General features: G+C 58.5%; 21 protein-coding genes. 19 read left to right on the top strand and 2 right to left on the bottom strand.

The features are described 5' to 3' along the window. Together QP093_RS09365 and QP093_RS09360 are read right to left on the bottom strand one after the other, a co-directional pair. The coding region (locus QP093_RS09365) for a hypothetical protein (protein WP_285016244.1) at positions 1 to 280 on the bottom strand (280 nt) is incomplete at its 3' end. Further along, on the bottom strand, positions 277 to 705 hold the full coding sequence (locus QP093_RS09360) for a DUF6318 family protein (RefSeq protein ID WP_285016248.1): 429 nt from the start codon (positions 703 to 705) through the stop codon (positions 277 to 279). The genes QP093_RS09360 and QP093_RS09365, both read right to left, overlap by 4 nt. A gap of 643 nt (positions 706 to 1348) precedes the next feature. Here QP093_RS09360 and QP093_RS09355 point away from each other — a divergent pair. From QP093_RS09355 to rplE, 19 genes are all read left to right on the top strand, one after another. Further along, positions 1349 to 2302, top strand: coding sequence for a cutinase family protein (locus QP093_RS09355; protein ID WP_285016242.1), 954 nt, complete (start codon positions 1349 to 1351; stop codon positions 2300 to 2302). Between the two features lie 3154 nt (positions 2303 to 5456). Continuing rightward, entirely contained in the window at positions 5457 to 5831 is a 375-nt protein-coding gene (rpsL, locus tag QP093_RS09350; protein WP_058237858.1) for a 30S ribosomal protein S12, read from the top strand. Next, positions 5831 to 6301 (top strand): 30S ribosomal protein S7, encoded by a 471-nt coding sequence (gene rpsG, locus QP093_RS09345; RefSeq protein ID WP_058237171.1) that lies wholly within the window; start codon positions 5831 to 5833, stop codon positions 6299 to 6301. The genes rpsL and rpsG overlap by 1 nt, the downstream gene beginning before the upstream one ends. 149 nt (positions 6302 to 6450) lie before the next feature. Further along, entirely contained in the window at positions 6451 to 8574 is a 2124-nt protein-coding gene (gene fusA / locus QP093_RS09340) for an elongation factor G (RefSeq protein ID WP_058237170.1), read from the top strand. A 349-nt stretch (positions 8575 to 8923) separates the two neighbouring features. Next, the gene (tuf, locus tag QP093_RS09335; RefSeq protein ID WP_058237169.1) at positions 8924 to 10114 is read left to right on the top strand and encodes an elongation factor Tu; all 1191 of its coding nucleotides are present in this window, start codon (positions 8924 to 8926) and stop codon (positions 10112 to 10114) included. A 1771-nt stretch (positions 10115 to 11885) separates the two neighbouring features. Beyond that, positions 11886 to 12194, top strand: coding sequence for a 30S ribosomal protein S10 (gene rpsJ, locus QP093_RS09330; RefSeq protein WP_058237857.1), 309 nt, complete (start codon positions 11886 to 11888; stop codon positions 12192 to 12194). An 11-nt stretch (positions 12195 to 12205) separates the two neighbouring features. Further along, the gene (rplC, locus tag QP093_RS09325) at positions 12206 to 12874 is read left to right on the top strand and encodes a 50S ribosomal protein L3 (protein ID WP_058237167.1); all 669 of its coding nucleotides are present in this window, start codon (positions 12206 to 12208) and stop codon (positions 12872 to 12874) included. Between the two features lies 1 nt (position 12875). Then, positions 12876 to 13532, top strand: a complete 657-nt coding sequence (gene rplD / locus QP093_RS09320) for a 50S ribosomal protein L4 (RefSeq protein WP_058237856.1) — start codon at positions 12876 to 12878, stop codon at positions 13530 to 13532. After that, a complete protein-coding gene (gene rplW, locus QP093_RS09315) occupies positions 13529 to 13834 on the top strand; it encodes a 50S ribosomal protein L23 (protein ID WP_058237166.1) in 306 nt (101 codons plus the stop codon). The genes rplD and rplW overlap by 4 nt, the downstream gene beginning before the upstream one ends. Positions 13835 to 13861: 27 nt before the next feature. Continuing rightward, positions 13862 to 14698, top strand: coding sequence for a 50S ribosomal protein L2 (gene rplB, locus QP093_RS09310; protein WP_058237165.1), 837 nt, complete (start codon positions 13862 to 13864; stop codon positions 14696 to 14698). 15 nt (positions 14699 to 14713) lie between these two features. After that, positions 14714 to 14995, top strand: coding sequence for a 30S ribosomal protein S19 (gene rpsS / locus QP093_RS09305; protein WP_058237164.1), 282 nt, complete (start codon positions 14714 to 14716; stop codon positions 14993 to 14995). 31 nt (positions 14996 to 15026) lie between these two features. After that, complete coding sequence (gene rplV / locus QP093_RS09300) at positions 15027 to 15398, top strand: 50S ribosomal protein L22 (RefSeq protein ID WP_058237163.1); 372 nt, start codon at positions 15027 to 15029, stop codon at positions 15396 to 15398. Continuing rightward, entirely contained in the window at positions 15398 to 16246 is an 849-nt protein-coding gene (gene rpsC, locus QP093_RS09295) for a 30S ribosomal protein S3 (RefSeq protein WP_058237162.1), read from the top strand. The genes rplV and rpsC overlap by 1 nt, the downstream gene beginning before the upstream one ends. A gap of 5 nt (positions 16247 to 16251) precedes the next feature. Next, positions 16252 to 16671 (top strand): 50S ribosomal protein L16, encoded by a 420-nt coding sequence (rplP, locus tag QP093_RS09290; protein WP_058237161.1) that lies wholly within the window; start codon positions 16252 to 16254, stop codon positions 16669 to 16671. Then, a complete protein-coding gene (gene rpmC / locus QP093_RS09285) occupies positions 16671 to 16904 on the top strand; it encodes a 50S ribosomal protein L29 (RefSeq protein WP_058237160.1) in 234 nt (77 codons plus the stop codon). The genes rplP and rpmC overlap by 1 nt, the downstream gene beginning before the upstream one ends. Before the next feature lie 5 nt (positions 16905 to 16909). Then, complete coding sequence (gene rpsQ / locus QP093_RS09280) at positions 16910 to 17188, top strand: 30S ribosomal protein S17 (RefSeq protein ID WP_058237159.1); 279 nt, start codon at positions 16910 to 16912, stop codon at positions 17186 to 17188. A 92-nt stretch (positions 17189 to 17280) separates the two neighbouring features. After that, positions 17281 to 17649 carry a 50S ribosomal protein L14 gene (gene rplN, locus QP093_RS09275; RefSeq protein WP_058237158.1) on the top strand — a complete coding sequence of 123 codons (369 nt, stop codon included), beginning with the start codon at positions 17281 to 17283 and terminating at the stop codon, positions 17647 to 17649. Beyond that, complete coding sequence (gene rplX, locus QP093_RS09270) at positions 17649 to 18083, top strand: 50S ribosomal protein L24 (RefSeq protein WP_285016235.1); 435 nt, start codon at positions 17649 to 17651, stop codon at positions 18081 to 18083. The genes rplN and rplX overlap by 1 nt, the downstream gene beginning before the upstream one ends. Before the next feature lie 2 nt (positions 18084 to 18085). Continuing rightward, a complete protein-coding gene (rplE, locus tag QP093_RS09265) occupies positions 18086 to 18631 on the top strand; it encodes a 50S ribosomal protein L5 (protein WP_070726977.1) in 546 nt (181 codons plus the stop codon). Positions 18632 to 18633: the final 2 nt, after the last annotated feature.

Below are 18633 nucleotides of genomic sequence, written 5' to 3'. Positions count from 1 at the left end.
TCTTGCAGCGCACCTGCCAGCCCGGTACACGAAACCCACCAACCGGCCCCTCAACAACCTCAACCACACCACCAGCACCAGCGGCGTCAACATTCTCCACGCCAGCACCCTCCACACCAGGCACCGACACCACCTGGGTAAAGGTGTGTTTGACAGTCAGCACGTTATTGTCTGCCTTAAGAATGTCTTGATCCCAGCTGTCATTTGTGTCTCCTACAGGTGCACTCATGACAAGAAATGACATTGCTAAAACGGGCTCGACGAGATGGAATGCACTCATGACTGGGGGCTTTCAGGTGATTCGGCGTATAACGGCTTGGTGACGAAGGACCGCTCTCTTGCTTGGACTTCTACCTGGAATACCAGTTCTTTGTCAGGGTAGTTAGAAATGGAGTCATTTGAGTAGTTTGTGTATGGCGCTGCTTGGACAAGCATTTCTACGAAGTAGAGATTCTCATCATCTGGATGAGTGAGAACATCGTTGAACTCGGCGACCTCATACCCTATGCCTTCCGCCCATCCTCCTTTTTCGTATTGATCAGCGATTTTCGTTAAGTTGACTTGGCAGAGTTTGCAGTCTGGGCTGCTGACTTTTTTGAGGGTGGTGGTGTTGCCGGTGTTGATGGAGTATGCGAGGAGGTTGAGGTAGTACTCGGCGAAGTAGCGTGCCCCGAACGCGTCCATGTTGGTGGCAGCACTGGGCAGTTGTGGTTCGTGTGGTCCACCCAGTCCACGGGCCTGCCGAGCTTCCCGTTGGGTAAAATCGGGTACTCACCGGACATGGGTATGCTGTGCGCCGCTTCGTGTGACCCGCTGTGGGATTGAGGGCTTTGAGCGCTGCCACTCTGGTTCCCGCCTTCCCCGTGGCTGCATGCAGCCAGAGTGAGCAAGCCAGCCAATACTGGAACCAGCAGCCTAGTGCGCGCGGCGCGTCGTGATCGTCGTGTCATGTGCACCACACTACGGAACAGTACTGCTGCCCGTACAGACCCAATTCATAATTGTGGATCAAACTCTTTCTGCACCCACCTGTCGACCTGGAAGCCTCTCACTGGATTCATCACGGCTCTACCTCCCGTGAGGTTACTCCTGACCAGTGCAAATGCCTCGTCCGTGGGTGCGATTGCCGGTGACCTGCCCTTCAGATCGACAGACGGGGAAAGAGGGAAGGAGAGGGAGAAGGAAAGTACAGATCTGCCGACGATTCCCAGAATATGGATCGTCAAAGTCGGCCCGAAACATCGAGAAAACTCACTGATGCCGATCTGGAGCGTACTGCGTGTAGCAGTAGATGGGAGTCTCCCTCGTTAATGGGTAGAATTTGGGTGGAACCGAGAGGGAGTGACGGATGAGAAAGCTCGGACTACCTGCGCTGATTGCTGTGACGGCACTCACTGCAGCCGGGTGTGTGGCCGGTAACAGCCCTGCCGAGCCGGAGCAGTCTCTCGCTCAATCCGCCCTTTCGAATCAGTCAACCTCGTCGAACCAATCGGAAATCGAAACCGACAACCCCATCGAAGCTGCCCCCGACCAGTCCCAATCCAGCCATCCAGCCGAGCAGTCTTTCATGACCACCGGAGAATGCGTGGACGTCGTGGCGATTAATGCGCGTGGAACGAATGAGGAGACCGGCGGCGGTGGCCTCACTGATGCCGTAGCGGGCGAGATCGTTGAGAAATGGTCGAAAGACGCGCGTGCCATTGCGCTGGAATATCCCGCTAGTTTTGACGTTAATGCTTCCGTCGAAGACGGGGTTTTAGCTCTGACCGCGATGCTTGAAGATGGCGCGGCTCGGTGCCCGAATCAGAAATACGTGCTCGTGGGTTATTCGCAGGGCGCGATCGTTGTCGCTGAGACGCTGAGCAAGCCTGAAGACCGGCTGATCATGGGCGATGTCGAGCGACTGAGTGAGCCTGCGCGGAAGGCGATTGCTGCCGTCGAGCTATACGGTGATCCTGGTTTTGTTGGGTCGATGCCGTATAACCGCGGCGACTACGATCCGCGTTTTAACGGGATGTTGCCGCGACACTCGCAGGCTTTAGCTGAATTTGCCACCCGGATTCGTGACTTTTGCGTTGCGGAGGATCTATTTTGCCAGGGGAGCCGGCGCACAGGTATTCAGCGCTCGGCTCATTCGCTCTACTGGACGAACGGCATGCAGGCTGAAGGTGCAGCTCACGCGCTGGAGCGCCTTTACCGGAGGGCCGAGTTGGCTGGAGAGGATATCGGTGCCGAAGGCGCAGCGCCTGAGGAAACTGACAGTGGCGACGCCCAAAGTGGAGGGGCAAATAACGGGCACTAAGAGCGCCGTGATGTGGCCTTTTGGCTCTGACATCGAGTGCCGTGACGCTTCCGAGACCTCTGGCGATTTTGTGTCCGAGGTTTCTTCAGATCTTGGTTGCCACAGTCGCAAAATGGTGCTGTTTCCCTCCCCGCCGCCCTGTCCACCCAAGTGTCGATTTGGCTGCCGTATCCTCCCAATTGACGAGGGTGCCCCACGCATCGTCACTGGCCAGCAGGCATTTGTGGATCGAGATGCGTGGAGAGAACCGTCGGATGGGCCTTGAAATCGACAGTAGGGGAGAGAAGGAGGTGGGAATTGGAGACTATTAACGGCGGAAGAACAGTATCGAGTCTCTGCATTGGCGCAGAGAAGCACATAGAATTGACTACGTTGATCCACTAGTCAAATGGAGGAGACACCGTGATCAAGAAACTCTTCAAGCTCGTTCTTTTTGGCGCTCTCGCAGCGTTCGCCGGCCTCATTGCGATCCAATACGATGGCCCTCGCAACTTCCTGAAAGACCTTGGTGTGCCGCTGTAAGCAACTAATTCGCAGATCGAAGACCTGTCGGATTTGCACGCTTAGTCACGCCGATTAGTCTCTAGGTGCCGAGCTGTACCACCAAGGTAGAGCTCGGCACCTTCATGCAGTTTTCGGCAGTTCTTTCACGAAGCAAGCACATTCAACAGTGCACCACATTCAGGGCATCTGCATTCAACTCGTTGGCACCGATCTCGCGCGGGCGCTCGCGGCCTCCCTCGTCGATTCGGAGAACCAATACGTCGATCAGCGCTTTCCACGCGCGTCCCACGCAACCGGGCTTCGATCCGCGCAGCCGAATGCTCAGGGTGGTGCAAATCGTCCCAAATGAAGCGTTCGAAAACCCAGCCGCGCGCCTCCAAATCTCGCTGCCTCCTGCCCTCAGATTGGTAAGAGTGAGCGATCTGTGAGTGCGACACGCCTCGTTTGCTGCGGCCGTCAAATTCAAGTGCGACCTTCTCGCGCGGAAAAGCAATATCGATGAAGTACACGCTCGCCGGGCGCGCTCCAGCAAGGCTCTCAGCTGGGCGTTGGCGCACTTCAAACTGTGTGCGCACAGCGTGAAGCTTCCGACTGCGAACTATCCACAGCAGCATCGCCTCGCCAATTGATTCGCAGCCCGCATCCGCATGCTGTATGAGCCATCTCGCGCGAGCCACATTGCGATGCCCCCTCGGAAAGCGACTAAGCTGGCGGACCAGAGCAGCTCGCACACGCTCTTCAGCCTTGCGAGACCTGTCCTGATGGTGCTTGTTGAAGTGACTCAGCCGACGCATCCCGTCGCATAGCGTCACGAACGCGTGGCTCGCCGGCATCGTGAGAGCGCACAAAATGAGCGTGTCCTCAAGTGTCGCCACACGTAGCAGCATTCGACGGCGCGACCCCGACACGTCGCTTTCACGCCCGCGGTCGATGCTGGATCCGCGGATTCTGACCGTGCGTATCGGCCCGACAGCTGGTACCTGGTGTCGCATTATTCGGGCAGCTGGGATAGAAATTCTGCTTGCTCCGATGGGGGATCGCCGAGGGTGGCCGCAACGAATCTCAATCCGAGGCAAGGTCGGGGATTCGTTTCCTGGTCTGCCATGCGTAAGGATGTGAACGTCAGGCGAACGGTCCCAGCACCACAGGCCGTGGAGCAAAGCTGCAGATGGGCCTATGAATGTCGCGTGCGGATGCGTCAGACAGGTGGCCGCAATCCGTGCCAAGGCGGCATCATTGCGGATCTTCCACGTTTCACTCTGGGTAGCGCTGGGATCGATGCGCCACGTGACGCCTCGCTTAACGCGCGCGTAGTACTGACCAGTTTGTTTCTTAAGGGCGCTGAGGCGGCGGTGGCGCGAGGTTGTGGCGAGGTGAAGGTGCTCGATGTAGGTGGTCACTCGGATACCTCCTTTCTAAGGGTGCCCAGATGTCGAGCACTGACTGTGTGGCGATAGAGCTGGATGCGTGATGGCTGTGTTGGGCGTGCGGACGGTTATGTCGAGTTGCATGGCTGAAAGAGCATGACATGGGGAAGCGGCGTATGCGGCAATAAGAGCGGCAACTTGTGGATACGGTGGTGGTAGGGGTGATACTTGTGGATAACTCGGCTTGAGCCGGGCGGGTACCCTCGGCCGTGAGGATTCCCTCTGGTCGGTTCGCCTTGGAATATTCCACGATTCCATCGGGACAACTTCTGCAGGGAGGTCGCCGGGCAATCTTTCCGCTTTCCTTCCACTACTCCCTCCCTTCCTTTCTTTCACCCAACTGTCGATCTCGAGGCGCGATTCGACAAGATGTTTTTTAAAACCGCAGGTCAAGAACAGTTTTTATGAAAGGTAGTGCCGAAGATCGTGCTGAAATCGACAGTTGGGTAAGGGTAAGGGTAAGAGTAAGAGTAAGAGGAGCAGGGGCGGAGGAAGGGACGGGGTCGATGGGAAGCCCTCCTTGGAAGGTCGCCCGGCAGTCGCCGTAAGCGGTCTGCCGCGAGGCGTCGGAAGTTCCCGTGACTCCATTCCTAACAATCCACTCCGACCGCGCCTCCGTCCAGAATGCGCCTTAGCTCACGCCGTACACAATTGACGTGCCCGCCGCCCACAAACTAAGCTGAAATGCGGTAACCCGAGTACATCGGGTCACCTGACCGCTTGATCACACGATCTGGCGGCGATGCGACACTGATCGCACCAGTGATCAAGACGCAGCGCCACAACCGGTGATACAAGCATCGGGCTCCACAAGGAGGATACCGAGCGGACGGCCATCGCCCCCTCGCCCTCGTGCCATCGGAGCTCCGGGCGTCATTCTCTGACCGCACGGGCAGCAGGCCCCACAGCCTGGGTGCACAGCAGAACAAGCTGAGCAACACGCTAACCGTCGGACATCATGGCGCGCCGGCCCCTGATGGATCAACGCTGCCCAGTCAGGGGACTTGACAATATCGGGCTGACTGAAGCCAGGGTGCCTGCGCTACGCCGGGCACCACACAAGAAAACGCACGACGATGCGTGGCTTGCCCTCGTCAACCGGCAACGATCCGCCGCCGAACTCACGGCAGCGAAATTCAACCGGACACTGGCCCGACAACGGGGCAGCTGCTGACACAGGCAAACACAGTCATCAGAGTGCACAACGACTGGAGAATTTTTCAGTGCCTACAATCCAGCAGCTCGTCCGCAAAGGGCGCAGCTCCAAGCGCGGCAAAGTGAAGACGCCTGCGCTCAAGGGCTCGCCTCAGCGCCGTGGCGTGTGCACCCGTGTGTACACCGCCACCCCGAAGAAGCCGAACTCTGCGCTGCGCAAGGTTGCCCGTGTGCGCCTTTCGTCAGGCATCGAAGTGACGGCTTACATCCCAGGTGAGGGACACAACCTCCAGGAGCACTCCATCGTGCTCGTCCGCGGTGGTCGTGTGAAGGACCTCCCTGGTGTCCGTTACCGTATTGTCCGCGGATCACTTGATACGCAGGGCGTGCGCAACCGCCAGCAGGCTCGTTCACGTTACGGTGCGAAGAAGGAGAAGAAGTAATGCCTCGTAAAGGCCCAGCTCCCAAGCGCCCGCTTGTCGACGATCCGGTTTACGGTTCCAAGATCGTCTCGCAACTGGTCAACCGTGTTCTGCTCGACGGCAAAAAGTCGTTGGCTGAACGCATCGTGTACGGCGCGCTCGAGACAGTGCGTGAGCGTACCGAGCAGGATCCAGTGGTGGTTCTCAAGCGCGCTCTGGACAACATCCGCCCAGCCCTTGAGGTGCGTTCCCGCCGTGTCGGTGGCGCTACCTACCAGGTTCCGGTTGAGGTTCGCCCGGCCCGCGCCACCACTCTGGCTCTGCGCTGGCTGGTTGACTTCTCGCGTCAACGTCGTGAGAAGACCATGACCGAGCGTCTCGCTAACGAAGTTCTCGATGCGTCCAACGGCCTCGGTGCCGCTGTGAAGCGCCGCGAGGACATGCACAAGATGGCCGAATCGAACCGCGCATTCGCCCATTACCGTTGGTGATTTTTCCATTCCCGAGGGCGGCCTCTGACGCCGCTGACAACCATGCTGCGTGAAATAATACTTTTGCCAGCTGTTTAATCCCCAGCGGGGCTCCGCCCTCGTTAATGGGGATCACCGAAAGAACGCACGACGAAGCGAAGGACAACTCCGTGGCACAAGAAGTGCTAACAGACCTGAGGAAGGTCCGCAATATTGGCATCATGGCTCACATTGATGCCGGCAAGACGACCGTGACTGAACGCATCCTGTTCTACACGGGCATTAACTACAAGATCGGTGAAACGCACGACGGTGCGTCAACCACTGACTGGATGGACCAGGAAAAGGAACGTGGCATCACGATTACCTCGGCTGCCGTGACCTGTTTCTGGAAAGGCAACCAGATCAACATCATCGATACCCCCGGCCACGTGGACTTCACGGTGGAAGTTGAGCGCTCACTGCGTGTGCTCGACGGCGCCGTGGCTGTCTTCGATGGCAAGGAAGGTGTGGAGCCTCAGTCAGAAACCGTGTGGCGTCAGGCCGACAAGTACAACGTCCCACGTATCTGCTTCATCAACAAGATGGACAAGCTGGGCGCCGACTTCTACTACTCGGTGCAGACCATCAAGGATCGCCTCAAAGCGAACCCGATCGTCATGCAGCTGCCCATTGGCGCCGAGGATACCTTCGAAGGCAACGTTGACTTGCTGTCAATGAAGGCTTTCCATTACCCGGCAACTGACGCAGACGGTAAGCCCACCCTTGGTGCCATCGTCGAGGAAGGCGAGATTCCCGCCGACCTGCAGGACAAGGCCGAGGAATACCGTGAGGCTCTGATGGAAGCCGCCGCTGAAGGCAACGACGAGCTCATGGAAGCCTACCTGGAAAACGGCGAACTGACCGTTGACCAGATCAAGGAAGGCGTGCGTGCGCTGACCGTTTCAGGCAAGGCCTTCCCGGTCTACTGCGGTACCGCACTGCGCAACATGGGTGTTCAGCCCGTGCTGGACGGTGTGATCAGCTTCCTGCCCTCACCTCTGGATATCGAATCCGTCAGCGGTTTCGAACCTGGTGATGACTCTGAGGTAGAGAACCTCGTTCGTCATCCCGATGAGAACGAGCCTTTCTCAGCGCTGGCATTCAAGATTGCGGCGCACCCGTTCTACGGCAAGCTGACCTTCATCCGCGTCTACTCCGGCAAGATGGAAGCCGGCTCCCAGATCATGAATTCGACCAAGGGTAAGCGTGAGCGTATCTCCAAGATCTTCCAGATGCACTCCAACAAGGAGAACCCGGTTGATCTGGCGCACGCTGGTCACATCTACGCTGTGATCGGTCTGAAAGACACCACCACCGGCGACACGCTGTGTGACCTGAACGATCAGATTGTTCTGGAGTCGATGACCTTCCCGAAGCCCGTTATTCACGTGGCTGTCGAGCCGAAGTCGAAGGCTGACCAGGAAAAGATGGGCGTCGCCATCCAGAAGCTGGCTGAAGAGGACCCGACCTTCACCGTTGAGCTGGACCAGGAAAGTGGCCAGACCATCATCGGTGGTATGGGCGAGCTTCACCTCGACATCATTGTTGACCGTATGCGTCGCGAATTCAAGGTCGAGGCTAACGTCGGCAAGCCGATGGTCGCCTACCGCGAGACGATCCGTAAGACCGTCGAAAAGTTTGAATACACTCACAAGAAGCAGACCGGTGGTTCGGGTCAGTTCGCCCGCGTCATCATCATGCTGGAGCCGCTGCCGAGCGATTCCGAAGAAGAGTACGTCTTCGAGGACAAAGTCACCGGTGGCCGCGTTCCGCGTGAGTACATCCCCTCTGTAAACGCTGGTATTCAGGAAGCCATGCACTCCGGTGTTCTGGCTGGATACCCGATGGTGGATGTCAAAGCCACGCTTCTTGACGGTGCATACCACGAAGTTGACTCGTCTGAAATGGCGTTCAAGATCGCAGGTTCAATGGCCATGCGTGAAGCCGCCAAGAAGGCGAAGCCGGTTCTTCTTGAGCCGATTATGGCCGTCGAGGTGCGTACGCCTGATGAATATCTGGGCGACGTGATCGGCGACCTGAACTCTCGTCGTGGTGCCATCCAGTCAATGGATGAGCAGCATGGTGTGCGTGTTGTTCGCGCGCAAGTTCCGCTGTCGGAAATGTTCGGATACGTTGGCGACCTGCGGTCCAAGACCCAGGGACGCGCCGTGTACTCGATGCAGTTCGACAGCTACGCCGAGGTTCCTCGTAGCGTTTCAGAGGAAATCGTCGGAAAGTCTCGGGGCGAGTGAGTCCCACGGGGTCGGATCAACCCCGATCGGTGTACCGTAGTGCTATTGCCTGTTGCACTGCGTGATTGCACTGGTCAGATCGGTCAGCGGTGGGGGACCTCGCAGTAGCGGGGGTCCCGCGCCGGAACCGATCGGTCGAGACCGGAGCGTCAGTGCAGCGCAAGACGGATAGCGCCGGGATTCCGGTGAGCGAGGTGGCGGGGATCACTGTCAAGGGGCAGTGTGAAAGCTGCAGCGCAGATCCGCACTCCAATTCAATAGAAACCCTGTAGGATCTCACGCCCTGTGGGTGTTAAGCTAACACCTAGCCATAGGCTGAGAACATCTACCCGAGTCCAGGAGGACACAAGTGGCGAAGGCCAAGTTCGAGCGCACCAAGCCGCACGTCAACATCGGTACCATCGGACACGTTGACCACGGCAAGACGACGCTGACAGCAGCAATTACCAAAGTTCTGCACGACAAGTACCCGGAACTGAACGAGTACACGCCGTTCGAGAACGTCGACAACGCTCCTGAAGAGCGCGATCGTGGCATCACGATTAACGTCTCCCACGTGGAGTACCAGACCGAGAAGCGTCACTACGCACACGTTGACGCCCCCGGTCACGCTGACTACATCAAGAACATGATCACCGGTGCAGCCCAGATGGACGGCGCAATTCTGGTGGTCGCAGCAACCGACGGCCCGATGGCTCAGACCCGCGAGCACGTTCTGCTTGCCCGTCAGGTCGGCGTCCCCACCATCCTTGTTGCTCTGAACAAGAGCGATGCCGTGGATGATGAGGAAATGCTGGAGCTCGTTGAGGAAGAATGCCGCGACCTGCTCAACTCTCAGGACTTCGATGGCGACAACGCCCCGATCATCCGCGTCTCGGCACTCAAGGCTCTTGAGGGCGACGAGAAGTGGACGAAGGCAATCGAAGAGCTCATGGATGCAGTGGACGAGTACGTCCCGACCCCTGAGCGCGATCTCGACAAGCCGTTCCTGATGCCGATCGAGGACGTCTTCACCATCACCGGCCGTGGCACCGTTGTGACCGGCCGTGTCGAGCGTGGCAAGCTGGCTCTGAACTCTGAAGTCGAGATCCTCGGCATCCGCCCGACCCAGAAGACCACCGTCACCGGTATCGAAATGTTCCACAAGTCCATGGATGAAGCATGGGCAGGCGAGAACTGCGGTCTGTTGCTGCGTGGCACGAAGCGCGAAGATGTCGAGCGCGGCCAGGTTGTGGCCGTCCCCGGCTCCATCACGCCTCATACGAACTTCAAGGGCCAGGTTTACATCCTGAAGAAGGACGAAGGCGGCCGTCACAAGCCGTTCTTCTCCAACTACCGTCCTCAGTTCTACTTCCGTACCACGGACGTCACCGGCGTCATCACGCTGCCCGAGGGCACCGAGATGGTTATGCCTGGCGACACCACAGAAATCACCGTCGAACTGATTCACCCCATCGCAATGGAGCCCGGCCTGGGCTTCGCTATCCGCGAGGGTGGCCACACCGTTGGTTCAGGTCGTGTGACCGAAATCGATAAGTGATTCGGTAGCTGGGTGCAGTTGGCATTGAGCCGACTGTAACTGGCGCTGGCACTCGCGAGGTTCCCCGTTTGGGCCGTTTGAGTCGGTATTGACGAGGGCGCCTGGCGGTGAGCCGAATGAGCTGAGATGGGCTTGGTGGCATCGAAAGATGCTTCCAAGCCCATCTTTTTTGTGCTGCTGTATCTTCTTGCCGTTTCTGTCTTTTTGCGTGCTCTGTTTCAAAGCGCGCCCATTCCTTTGGCGCCCTCTGGCCTGAAGCGTGTTCTGCCTTTTGGTAGCGCCGCCCTTTTCTCGTGCTCTGTCTTTTGGCGGCTCCGGCTCCTAGCTGTAGTCCGTCTCTTAGCCTGCTCCGGCCTTTAGCGTTCTCCGCCCTTTTGTCGGCCCAGTGTGATTCGTGCTTCCCATTGTCTGACCGTGAGATCAATAGCCAAGGGGCGTGTATATGCTTTCTGTCGCTATTACGCGGCGATGGCGCTGTATGCTCCAACGAATTCGGGTCTGGCACCTTTTCGCGCTCCGAACTGTTCCGGCCCCATCTCTTCTTGCGTTCCGAACTGTTCCGGCCTGAGCCGTTCTACTTTGAACTGTTCCGCCTCGAGCTTTTTGCTCCTAGCTGTCTATCTGCCTGTTTCCCACCGGTTGTTTACCCAACTGTCGATCTCGGCAGCATTCCGTTTGAGTAAACGAAGGTGAATTTGCTGTGACCTGCACCGATGCAGTCGCGCCAAGGGATGTCCTTCCATAGATGTCCTTGAGATCGACAGATGGGTAGAGGCGGGGAAAGGGCAGTGCTGGAAAGAAGTCTCTGCAGAGATTAGGAGTGAAGGCGCGGTGGCGCCGCAAGAACTCCTCCGATCGGCTACGCGAACAATCTTGTAGGTATGCCTATGTGCTAGACCTAACATCTATTGTTTGCGAATGCTTCTCGAAGGAGTTCCGAAAAAACTTCGAACACGGATACTCCGCAGATCTTTTCGTTAAGACTTCCCTCCCTCTACCCGAGTGTCGATTTGAAGGCTGAAAGTTCCGGTCCTGCTTCCCTAGCAGGCCCTTGACCAGCTGTGTTGCGTGGAAGTCTCAGCGGAGAATCGTCGATTCGACCCTCAGATCGACAGTTGGGAACTGGGGGATAGGGCAAGTGGGAGACAGGACTAAGTGGGGAGGGCTCGAGGAAAGAGGGGATCGATCAAAAGAAGGGCCCGAGCGGAAGAAGGGGCTATGGGGGGGGTGAGGGGACCAAGTGGGGAACGGGCATGAGGTGGAGATGGGAGCAAGTGAGCGCTGAGAATTGAATGGACGAGCACATTGTGGAAGGGCAGACTGCCGAGTGACAGGCTGCAGAGAGACAGGGTGAGGTAAAAGGATGGCACGCGGGCAGAGTGCGGATGGACAGGCTGGGGTAGCTGAGGGGGTGCACCAGCGATAGTGATACTGGCGACAATTCTTGGCAGCAGGGTGACAGAATGTGCCTCCGTGGGCCCGTAGCAAGGCATAAAAGCTGGATAGCAGGCTAGTTGTCAGGTGATTCACACCGGTTTTTGCCTGAGCGGACTTGAACCAACGAGGGGTTTTCTGTCAAACTAATCAGGTTGCCCCGCGAGGGTGGGGCTCATCCAGACCAAAATCTGGCCGGGCTTTATAGCCCGAGTTCTTTAGATAAGACAACGGTCCGTCCCTCACCCGAGGGAAACCGCGTACGAATGTGTCGCGAATTGCGACACGCCCGAATGCGGGGACCGGTGACGAAGCTGTACGAGAAGAGGTAGACGGCATGGCGGGACAGAAGATCCGCATCCGGCTTAAGTCCTATGACCACGAGGTCATCGACAGCTCCGCGCGCAAGATTGTGGAGACCGTGCAACGCGCGGGCGCCACGGTCGTGGGCCCGGTGCCACTGCCGACCGAAAAGAACGTGTTCGTCGTCATTCGGTCGCCCCACAAATACAAGGACAGCCGCGAGCACTTTGAGATGCGCACACACAAGCGGCTCATCGACATCATCGACCCGACTCCGAAGGCCGTCGACTCGCTTATGCGTCTTGACTTGCCTGCGGACGTCAATATTGAGATCAAGCTCTGAGGACATCTGCAATGACAACTGATACCAAGCAGAAGGCCAGCACGCCCATGACGGCGCTGTTGGGCCGCAAGCTCGGCATGACCCAGGTATGGGACGCCGAAGGGCGTCTTGTCCCGCTCACTGTCGTGCAGGTCGGCACCAACGTCGTCACACAGGTGCGTACCGAAGAGGTTGACGGTTACTCTGCGATTCAAATCGGTTACGGCAAGATTGACCCCCGCAAGGTGACAAAGCCTCTCGCGGGACACTTTGCCAAGGCAGGCGTGGAACCACGTCGCCACCTAGCCGAAGTTCGCACAACCGAGGCCGATAACTACGCAGCGGGGCAGGAACTCGACGCAACCGTGTTTGAAGCGGGACAGCATGTTGACGTTTCCGGAAACACCAAGGGCAAGGGATTTGCCGGTGTGATGAAGCGTCACGGCTTTGCAGGCGTGGGAGCCTCTCACGGCGCCCACCGCAATCACCGCAAGCCAGGCTCCATTGGTGCCTGTGCAACACCTGGTCGCATTTTTAAGGGACAGCGCATGGCCGGCCGTATGGGCAATGCGCGCCGCACAATTCAGAATCTGACGATCCAGGCTGTGGACGCCGAAAAGGGCCTCCTGCTCATTAGCGGCGCAATCCCCGGCCCGAAGAACGGTATCGTCCTGGTTCGCACGTCCGTGAAGGGTGCGTGACATGACTGATAACCAAACCACGCGCACGATCGATGTGCTCGACCGTGAGGGCAAGAAGGTCGACACGATCGACCTGCCCGGTGAAATTTTCGACGTGCCGGCGAACATTCCGCTGATGCATCAAGTCGTCGTGGCGCAGCTTGCTGCGGCCCGACAGGGAACACACGCGACCAAGACCCGTGGCATGGTTTCCGGCGGCGGCAAGAAGCCGTACCGCCAGAAGGGAACCGGTAACGCTCGTCAGGGCTCCATCCGCGCACCGCAGTTCACCGGTGGCGGAGTGGTTCACGGACCTCAGCCGCGTAACTACGCACAACGCACCCCGAAGAAAATGAAGGTCGGCGCTCTGCGCTGCGCACTGTCCGATCGCGCTCGTAACGATCGCATTCACGTTGTGACTTCATTGTTCGAGGGCGACAAGCCGTCCACCAAGACAGCTCTGAAAGCTCTGCGGACAATCGTTGCTGGCAACGACAACGTCCTGGTGGTCCTTGAACGCGGTGAAGATCTGACGGCACTGAGCCTGCGCAACCTGCAGGAAACTCACATTCTGTGGGTTGATCAGCTCAACACCTATGACGTCCTCGACAACGACGATGTCATCTTCACCAAGGGCGCCCTCGAGACTTTCCTCGGTACTAAGGAGGAGACCAAGTGAGCGCACTCGAATCCACCAAGAACCCGCGCGACATCATCTTGAAGCCTGTCGTGACTGAGAAGTCATCGATCCTGATGGATCAGGGCAAGTACACATTTGAAGTTGATCCTCGCGCCAACAAGACCGAGATCAAGATTGCTGTCGAGGCAATCTTTGGTGTCAAGGTTGCCTCTGTCGCGACCCAGAACCGTAAGGGTAAGGAATACCGGACCCGCAACGGAATCGGAAAGCGCAAGGACGTCAAGCGAGCAATCGTGACCGTTCGCGAAGGCACCATCGACATCTTCGGCGATCAGGCCTGAAGGCAGCCGGAGAGGTAGAGGAACATTATGGGAATCCGCAAATACAAGCCCACAACGCCGGGCCGTCGCGGCTCAAGTGTGTCGGACTTTGCTGAAATCACGCGTTCTACACCAGAAAAGTCGCTGCTGCGTCCGCTGAGCAAGACCGGTGGTCGTAACGCGCACGGCCGCGTGACCTCGCGTCACCGCGGTGGTGGCCACAAGCGCGCCTACCGCGTGATCGACTTCCGTCGCCATGACAAGGACGGCATCCCCGCCGTTGTGGCTCACATCGAATACGATCCGAACCGCACCTCGCGCATCGCACTGCTGCACTACGAGGACGGAGCCAAGCGTTACATCCTGGCACCGGCCAACCTGTATCAGGGTGACCGCGTGGAAGCAGGCCCACAGGCTGATATCAAGCCAGGTAACTGCCTGCCGCTGCGTAACATCCCTCTCGGTACCGTCGTGCACGCAGTTGAGCTGCAGCCCGGTGGTGGCGCGCAAATCGCGCGTTCCGCTGGAGCGTCTGTGCAGCTCGTTGCCAAAGAAGGCCGCTTCGCGCAACTGCGTATGCCTTCCGGTGAAATCCGCAACGTTGATGCTGCATGCCGTGCAACTGTTGGCGAGGTCGGCAACTCCGATCACTCCAACATCAATTGGGGTAAAGCAGGCCGTATGCGTTGGAAGGGCAAGCGCCCCCACGTTCGCGGTGTTGTGATGAACCCGGTCGACCACCCGCATGGTGGTGGTGAGGGCCGTACCTCTGGTGGTCGCCATCCGGTGTCACCGTGGGGCAAGCCCGAGGGCCGTACCCGTCGTCCGAACAAGGCCAGCGACAAGCTTATCGTGCGCCGTCGCCGGACCGGCAAGAAGCGCTGATAAGGAGCTGAAAATATGCCGCGTAGTTTGAAGAAGGGCCCCTTCGTCGACGACCACCTGCTCAAGAAAGTCGACAAGGCCAACGAAACCAATTCAAAAGCCGTCATCAAGACATGGTCACGCCGCTCAGTGATCACCCCAGACTTCCTGGGCCTCACATTTGCGGTGCATGACGGCCGCAAGCACGTCCCGGTGTTCGTCACCGAGGCGATGGTGGGTCACAAGTTGGGAGAATTCGCTCCCACTCGTACCTTCCGAGGCCATGACAAGGACGATCGCAAAGGACGTCGGCGCTGAGCCGGCCCTAGGGAAGAAAAGGCAGGATTTCATGGAAGCCAAGGCGCAGGCGCGTTACGTTCGCGTCACGCCCCAGAAGGCACGCCGCGTGGTGAACGAAGTTCGCAACAAGCGTGTCCTGGAGGCAGCCGACATTCTGCGGTTCGCTCCGCAGGCCGTCGCAACCGATGTCCAGAAGGTGCTTCACAGCGCTGTCGCCAACTCCAAATTCAAGGCTGAGCTGGCAGGGGAGGCTTTTGACGAAGCCGACCTGCTGGTCCTCGAAGCCTTTGTGGACGAAGGCCCGACTATGAAGCGTTTCCGCCCCCGCGCACAAGGACGCGCCGGACGGATCCTCAAGCGCACCAGCCACATCACCATTGTGGTGGGCACCAAGGACGACAAGCAGAAGGGAGACCAGTAATGGGGCAGAAGGTTAACCCAACCGGGTTCCGTCTGGGAATCACCACCGATCACCGGTCCCGCTGGTTCTCCGACTCAACCACCAAAGGCCAGAGCTACGCAGATTACGTAGCCGAAGACGTCGCCATTCGTCGCGCTTTGTCTGAAAGCCTTGAGCGCGCCGGCATTTCGAAAGTTGACATCGAGCGCACCCGCGACCGCGTGCGCGTCGACCTGCATACCGCGCGTCCCGGCATTGTGATCGGACGTCGTGGCGTCGAGGCAGATCGCCTGCGTCAATCTCTCGAGAAGCTGACTGGCAAGCAGGTCCAGCTCAACATCCTCGAGGTTCGCAACCCCGATCTGGACGCACAGCTGGTTGCTCAGGGCATCGCCGAGCAACTCGCAGCACGTGTCTCGTTCCGTCGCGCCATGCGTAAGGGCATTCAGTCCGCACAGCGTGCAGGCGCCAAGGGTATTCGTGTCCAGGTGTCCGGCCGTCTGGGTGGAGCCGAAATGTCTCGCTCCGAGTTCTACCGTGAAGGCCGTGTGCCGTTGCACACCCTGCGCGCGAACATCGACTACGGCTTCTTTGAAGCTCGTACCACCTTCGGTCGCATTGGCGTCAAGGTGTGGATCTACAAGGGCGACATGACCGAGCGCGAATTTGCTCGCCAGCAGGCTGAGCAGCAGAACCGCGGCGGACGCCGCGGTGATCGTCGCGGACCCCGTCGCGGCGGCCGTGGAGGCCAGGGACGCGGTGGACGTCAGCGCAACCAGGAACGCGCAAGCGAAAACACGCAGCCAGAAAAGGCTCAGACTGAGCCCCAGGCCGAACAGCCGGCTGCCGATCAAGGAACGGAGGCCTGAGTCTTATGCTCATTCCCCGTCGGACCAAGTTCCGCAAGCAGCATCGTCCACACCGCACTGGTGTGGCTAAAGGCGGCACCGAGCTGGCCTTCGGCGACTACGGCATCCAGGCTCTTGAAGGCGCCTATGTCACGAACCGTCAAATCGAGGCAGCTCGTATCGCGGTGACCCGTCACGTGAAGCGTGGCGGCAAGGTGTGGATCAACATCTTCCCTGACCGCCCGCTGACCAAGAAGCCCGCAGAAACCCGTATGGGTTCCGGTAAAGGCGCTCCTGAATGGTGGGTCGCCCCCGTCAAGCCGGGCCGCATTATGTTCGAACTGGGCGGCGTTTCCGAGGAGCTCGCTCGCGAAGCTCTGAGCCGTGCCCAGCACAAACTTCCAATGAAGACCCGATTTGTGGTCCGAGAGGGTGGTGAACTCTGATGGCCGACAAAGGTCTGACGACCGCCGACCTGGATGCAATGGACGCAGCACAGCTGTCCAAGGAGCTCGAGAAAGCTAAGGCTGAACTGTTCAACCTGCGCTTTTCCCAAGCCGTCGGTTCTCTCGAGGACCATGGACGCATGAAGGTAGTTCGTCGCAACATTGCCCGGATCTACACCATTAGCCGTGAGCGGGAGCTCGGCTTCCGCACAGCCCCCACTACGAAGGAGTGAGTCGCATGTCCGAGACCACTAATGAGGCTGTCGCACGTAATTTCCGTAAGGTTCGTCGTGGCTACGTGACCAGCGACAAGATGGATAAAACCGTCGTCGTTGAGCTCGAAGACCGCATGAAGCACGCACTTTACGGCAAAGTCATGCGTAAGAGGAAAAAGGTTAAGGCCCACGACGAGAACAACGAGTGCCACGTCGGTGACCTCGTTCGCATCATGGAGACCCGCCCGCTGTCAGCCACCAAGCGCTGGCGCGTCGCGGAGATCATCGAAAAGGCGAAGTAATTCGTCCTCATAGACCATCATCCGTTCGGTCAGGCTCTAGTGGCGCAACCGCGCTGCGATGAGAACCGGCACGACGACAGGAGTCACACACAATGATCCAGCAGGAGTCGCGACTGAAAGTCGCTGATAACACAGGTGCAAAGGAGATCCTGACCATCCGTGTTCTCGGCGGTTCGGGTCGACGCTACGCCGGAATTGGCGACACGATTGTCGCCACCGTCAAAGACGCTATCCCAGGCGGCAACGTCAAGAAGGGCGAAGTCGTTAAGGCGGTCGTCGTACGTACGCGTAAGGAAACGCGTCGTTCCGACGGTTCCTACATTCGATTCGATGAAAATGCCGCAGTGATTCTCAACAGCAATGGGGAGCCACGCGGGACGCGTATTTTCGGACCTGTCGGCAGGGAACTGCGCGACAGGAAGTTCATGCGCATCATTTCACTTGCCCCGGAGGTGCTCTGATGGCAGCGAAGATTCGTAAAGGCGACCTCGTCGAGGTTGTCCGTGGACGCACGTCAGACGAGGCCAAGCTCGCCAAGCGCAACGAGCGCCGCGAAGCTGAGGGCCTTGAACCCCTCAAGCCAGGTGACAAGGGCCGCCAGGGTCGCGTCATCAAGGTGTTCCCGAAGGAACAGAAGGTCCTGGTCGAGGGTGTCAACCTGAAGACACGTCATGTGCGCCAGGGACAGTCCCAGAACTCAAGTGGCGGCGTTGAAACAGTGGAAGCACCGATTTCACTGTCCAAGGTCGCTCTGGTTGATCCCGACACAAAGCAGCGCGTTCGCGTGGGCTTCAGGGAAGACCAGGTTGAGCGTGACGGTCGTACCCGCACCGTGCGTGTTCGCGTGACCCGTGGTCGCGTGGCAGCAGGTATCGAGCAGGGCAAGGAGATCTGATCATGGCCCCGCGTCTGAAAGAAAAGTACAACTCAGAGATTCGTCAAGCGCTGCGTGACGAGTTCAAGCATAGCAACGTCATGGAGGTGGGCGGTCTCACCAAGATCGTCGTCAACATGGGCGTTGGTGAAGCCGCTCGTGACTCGAAGGCACTTGAAGGAGCACTGCGCGACTTGACGGCAATCACCGGCCAGAAGCCTGTGACGACCAAGGCCAAGAAGTCCATCGCACAGTTCAAACTGCGTGAAGGCCAGCCCATCGGCGCACACGTCACCTTGCGTGGCGATCGCATGTGGGAGTTCCTTGACCGTCTTCTGTCGACCGCTCTGCCCCGTATCCGCGACTTCCGCGGACTGTCATCGAAGCAATTTGACGGCAACGGCAATTACACCTTCGGTCTGTCGGAACAGTCCATGTTCCACGAGATCGATCAGGACAGCATCGACCGCGTGCGCGGCATGGACATCACAATCGTGACCTCAGCCCGCACCGATGAGGAGGGCCGTGCACTGCTACGTCACCTCGGCTTCCCCTTTAAGGAGGACTGACC

The sequence above is a fragment of the Pauljensenia sp. UMB10120 genome, from assembly GCF_030212035.1.
GTDB lineage: Bacteria > Actinomycetota > Actinomycetes > Actinomycetales > Actinomycetaceae > Pauljensenia > Pauljensenia radingae_A.
This window is presented reverse-complemented; position numbering and strand designations above follow the sequence as displayed.

Bases quoted from the DNA above. Each gene is read 5' to 3' on its own strand.
- rplE (WP_070726977.1), top strand. From the start codon at position 18,086: ATGGCCCCGCGTCTGAAAGAAAAGTACAACTCAGAGATTCGTCAAGCG.
- rpsS (WP_058237164.1), top strand. From the start codon at position 14,714: ATGCCGCGTAGTTTGAAGAAGGGCCCCTTCGTCGACGACCACCTGCTC.
- rplC (WP_058237167.1), top strand. From the start codon at position 12,206: ATGACAACTGATACCAAGCAGAAGGCCAGCACGCCCATGACGGCGCTG.
- rplV (WP_058237163.1), top strand. From the start codon at position 15,027: ATGGAAGCCAAGGCGCAGGCGCGTTACGTTCGCGTCACGCCCCAGAAG.
- rpsQ (WP_058237159.1), top strand. From the start codon at position 16,910: ATGTCCGAGACCACTAATGAGGCTGTCGCACGTAATTTCCGTAAGGTT.
- rpsC (WP_058237162.1), top strand. From the start codon at position 15,398: ATGGGGCAGAAGGTTAACCCAACCGGGTTCCGTCTGGGAATCACCACC.
- rplN (WP_058237158.1), top strand. From the start codon at position 17,281: ATGATCCAGCAGGAGTCGCGACTGAAAGTCGCTGATAACACAGGTGCA.
- rpsJ (WP_058237857.1), top strand. From the start codon at position 11,886: ATGGCGGGACAGAAGATCCGCATCCGGCTTAAGTCCTATGACCACGAG.
- rplB (WP_058237165.1), top strand. From the start codon at position 13,862: ATGGGAATCCGCAAATACAAGCCCACAACGCCGGGCCGTCGCGGCTCA.
- rplP (WP_058237161.1), top strand. From the start codon at position 16,252: ATGCTCATTCCCCGTCGGACCAAGTTCCGCAAGCAGCATCGTCCACAC.
- QP093_RS09355 (WP_285016242.1), top strand. From the start codon at position 1,349: ATGAGAAAGCTCGGACTACCTGCGCTGATTGCTGTGACGGCACTCACT.
- rpmC (WP_058237160.1), top strand. From the start codon at position 16,671: ATGGCCGACAAAGGTCTGACGACCGCCGACCTGGATGCAATGGACGCA.
- rpsG (WP_058237171.1), top strand. From the start codon at position 5,831: ATGCCTCGTAAAGGCCCAGCTCCCAAGCGCCCGCTTGTCGACGATCCG.
- rplX (WP_285016235.1), top strand. From the start codon at position 17,649: ATGGCAGCGAAGATTCGTAAAGGCGACCTCGTCGAGGTTGTCCGTGGA.
- rplD (WP_058237856.1), top strand. From the start codon at position 12,876: ATGACTGATAACCAAACCACGCGCACGATCGATGTGCTCGACCGTGAG.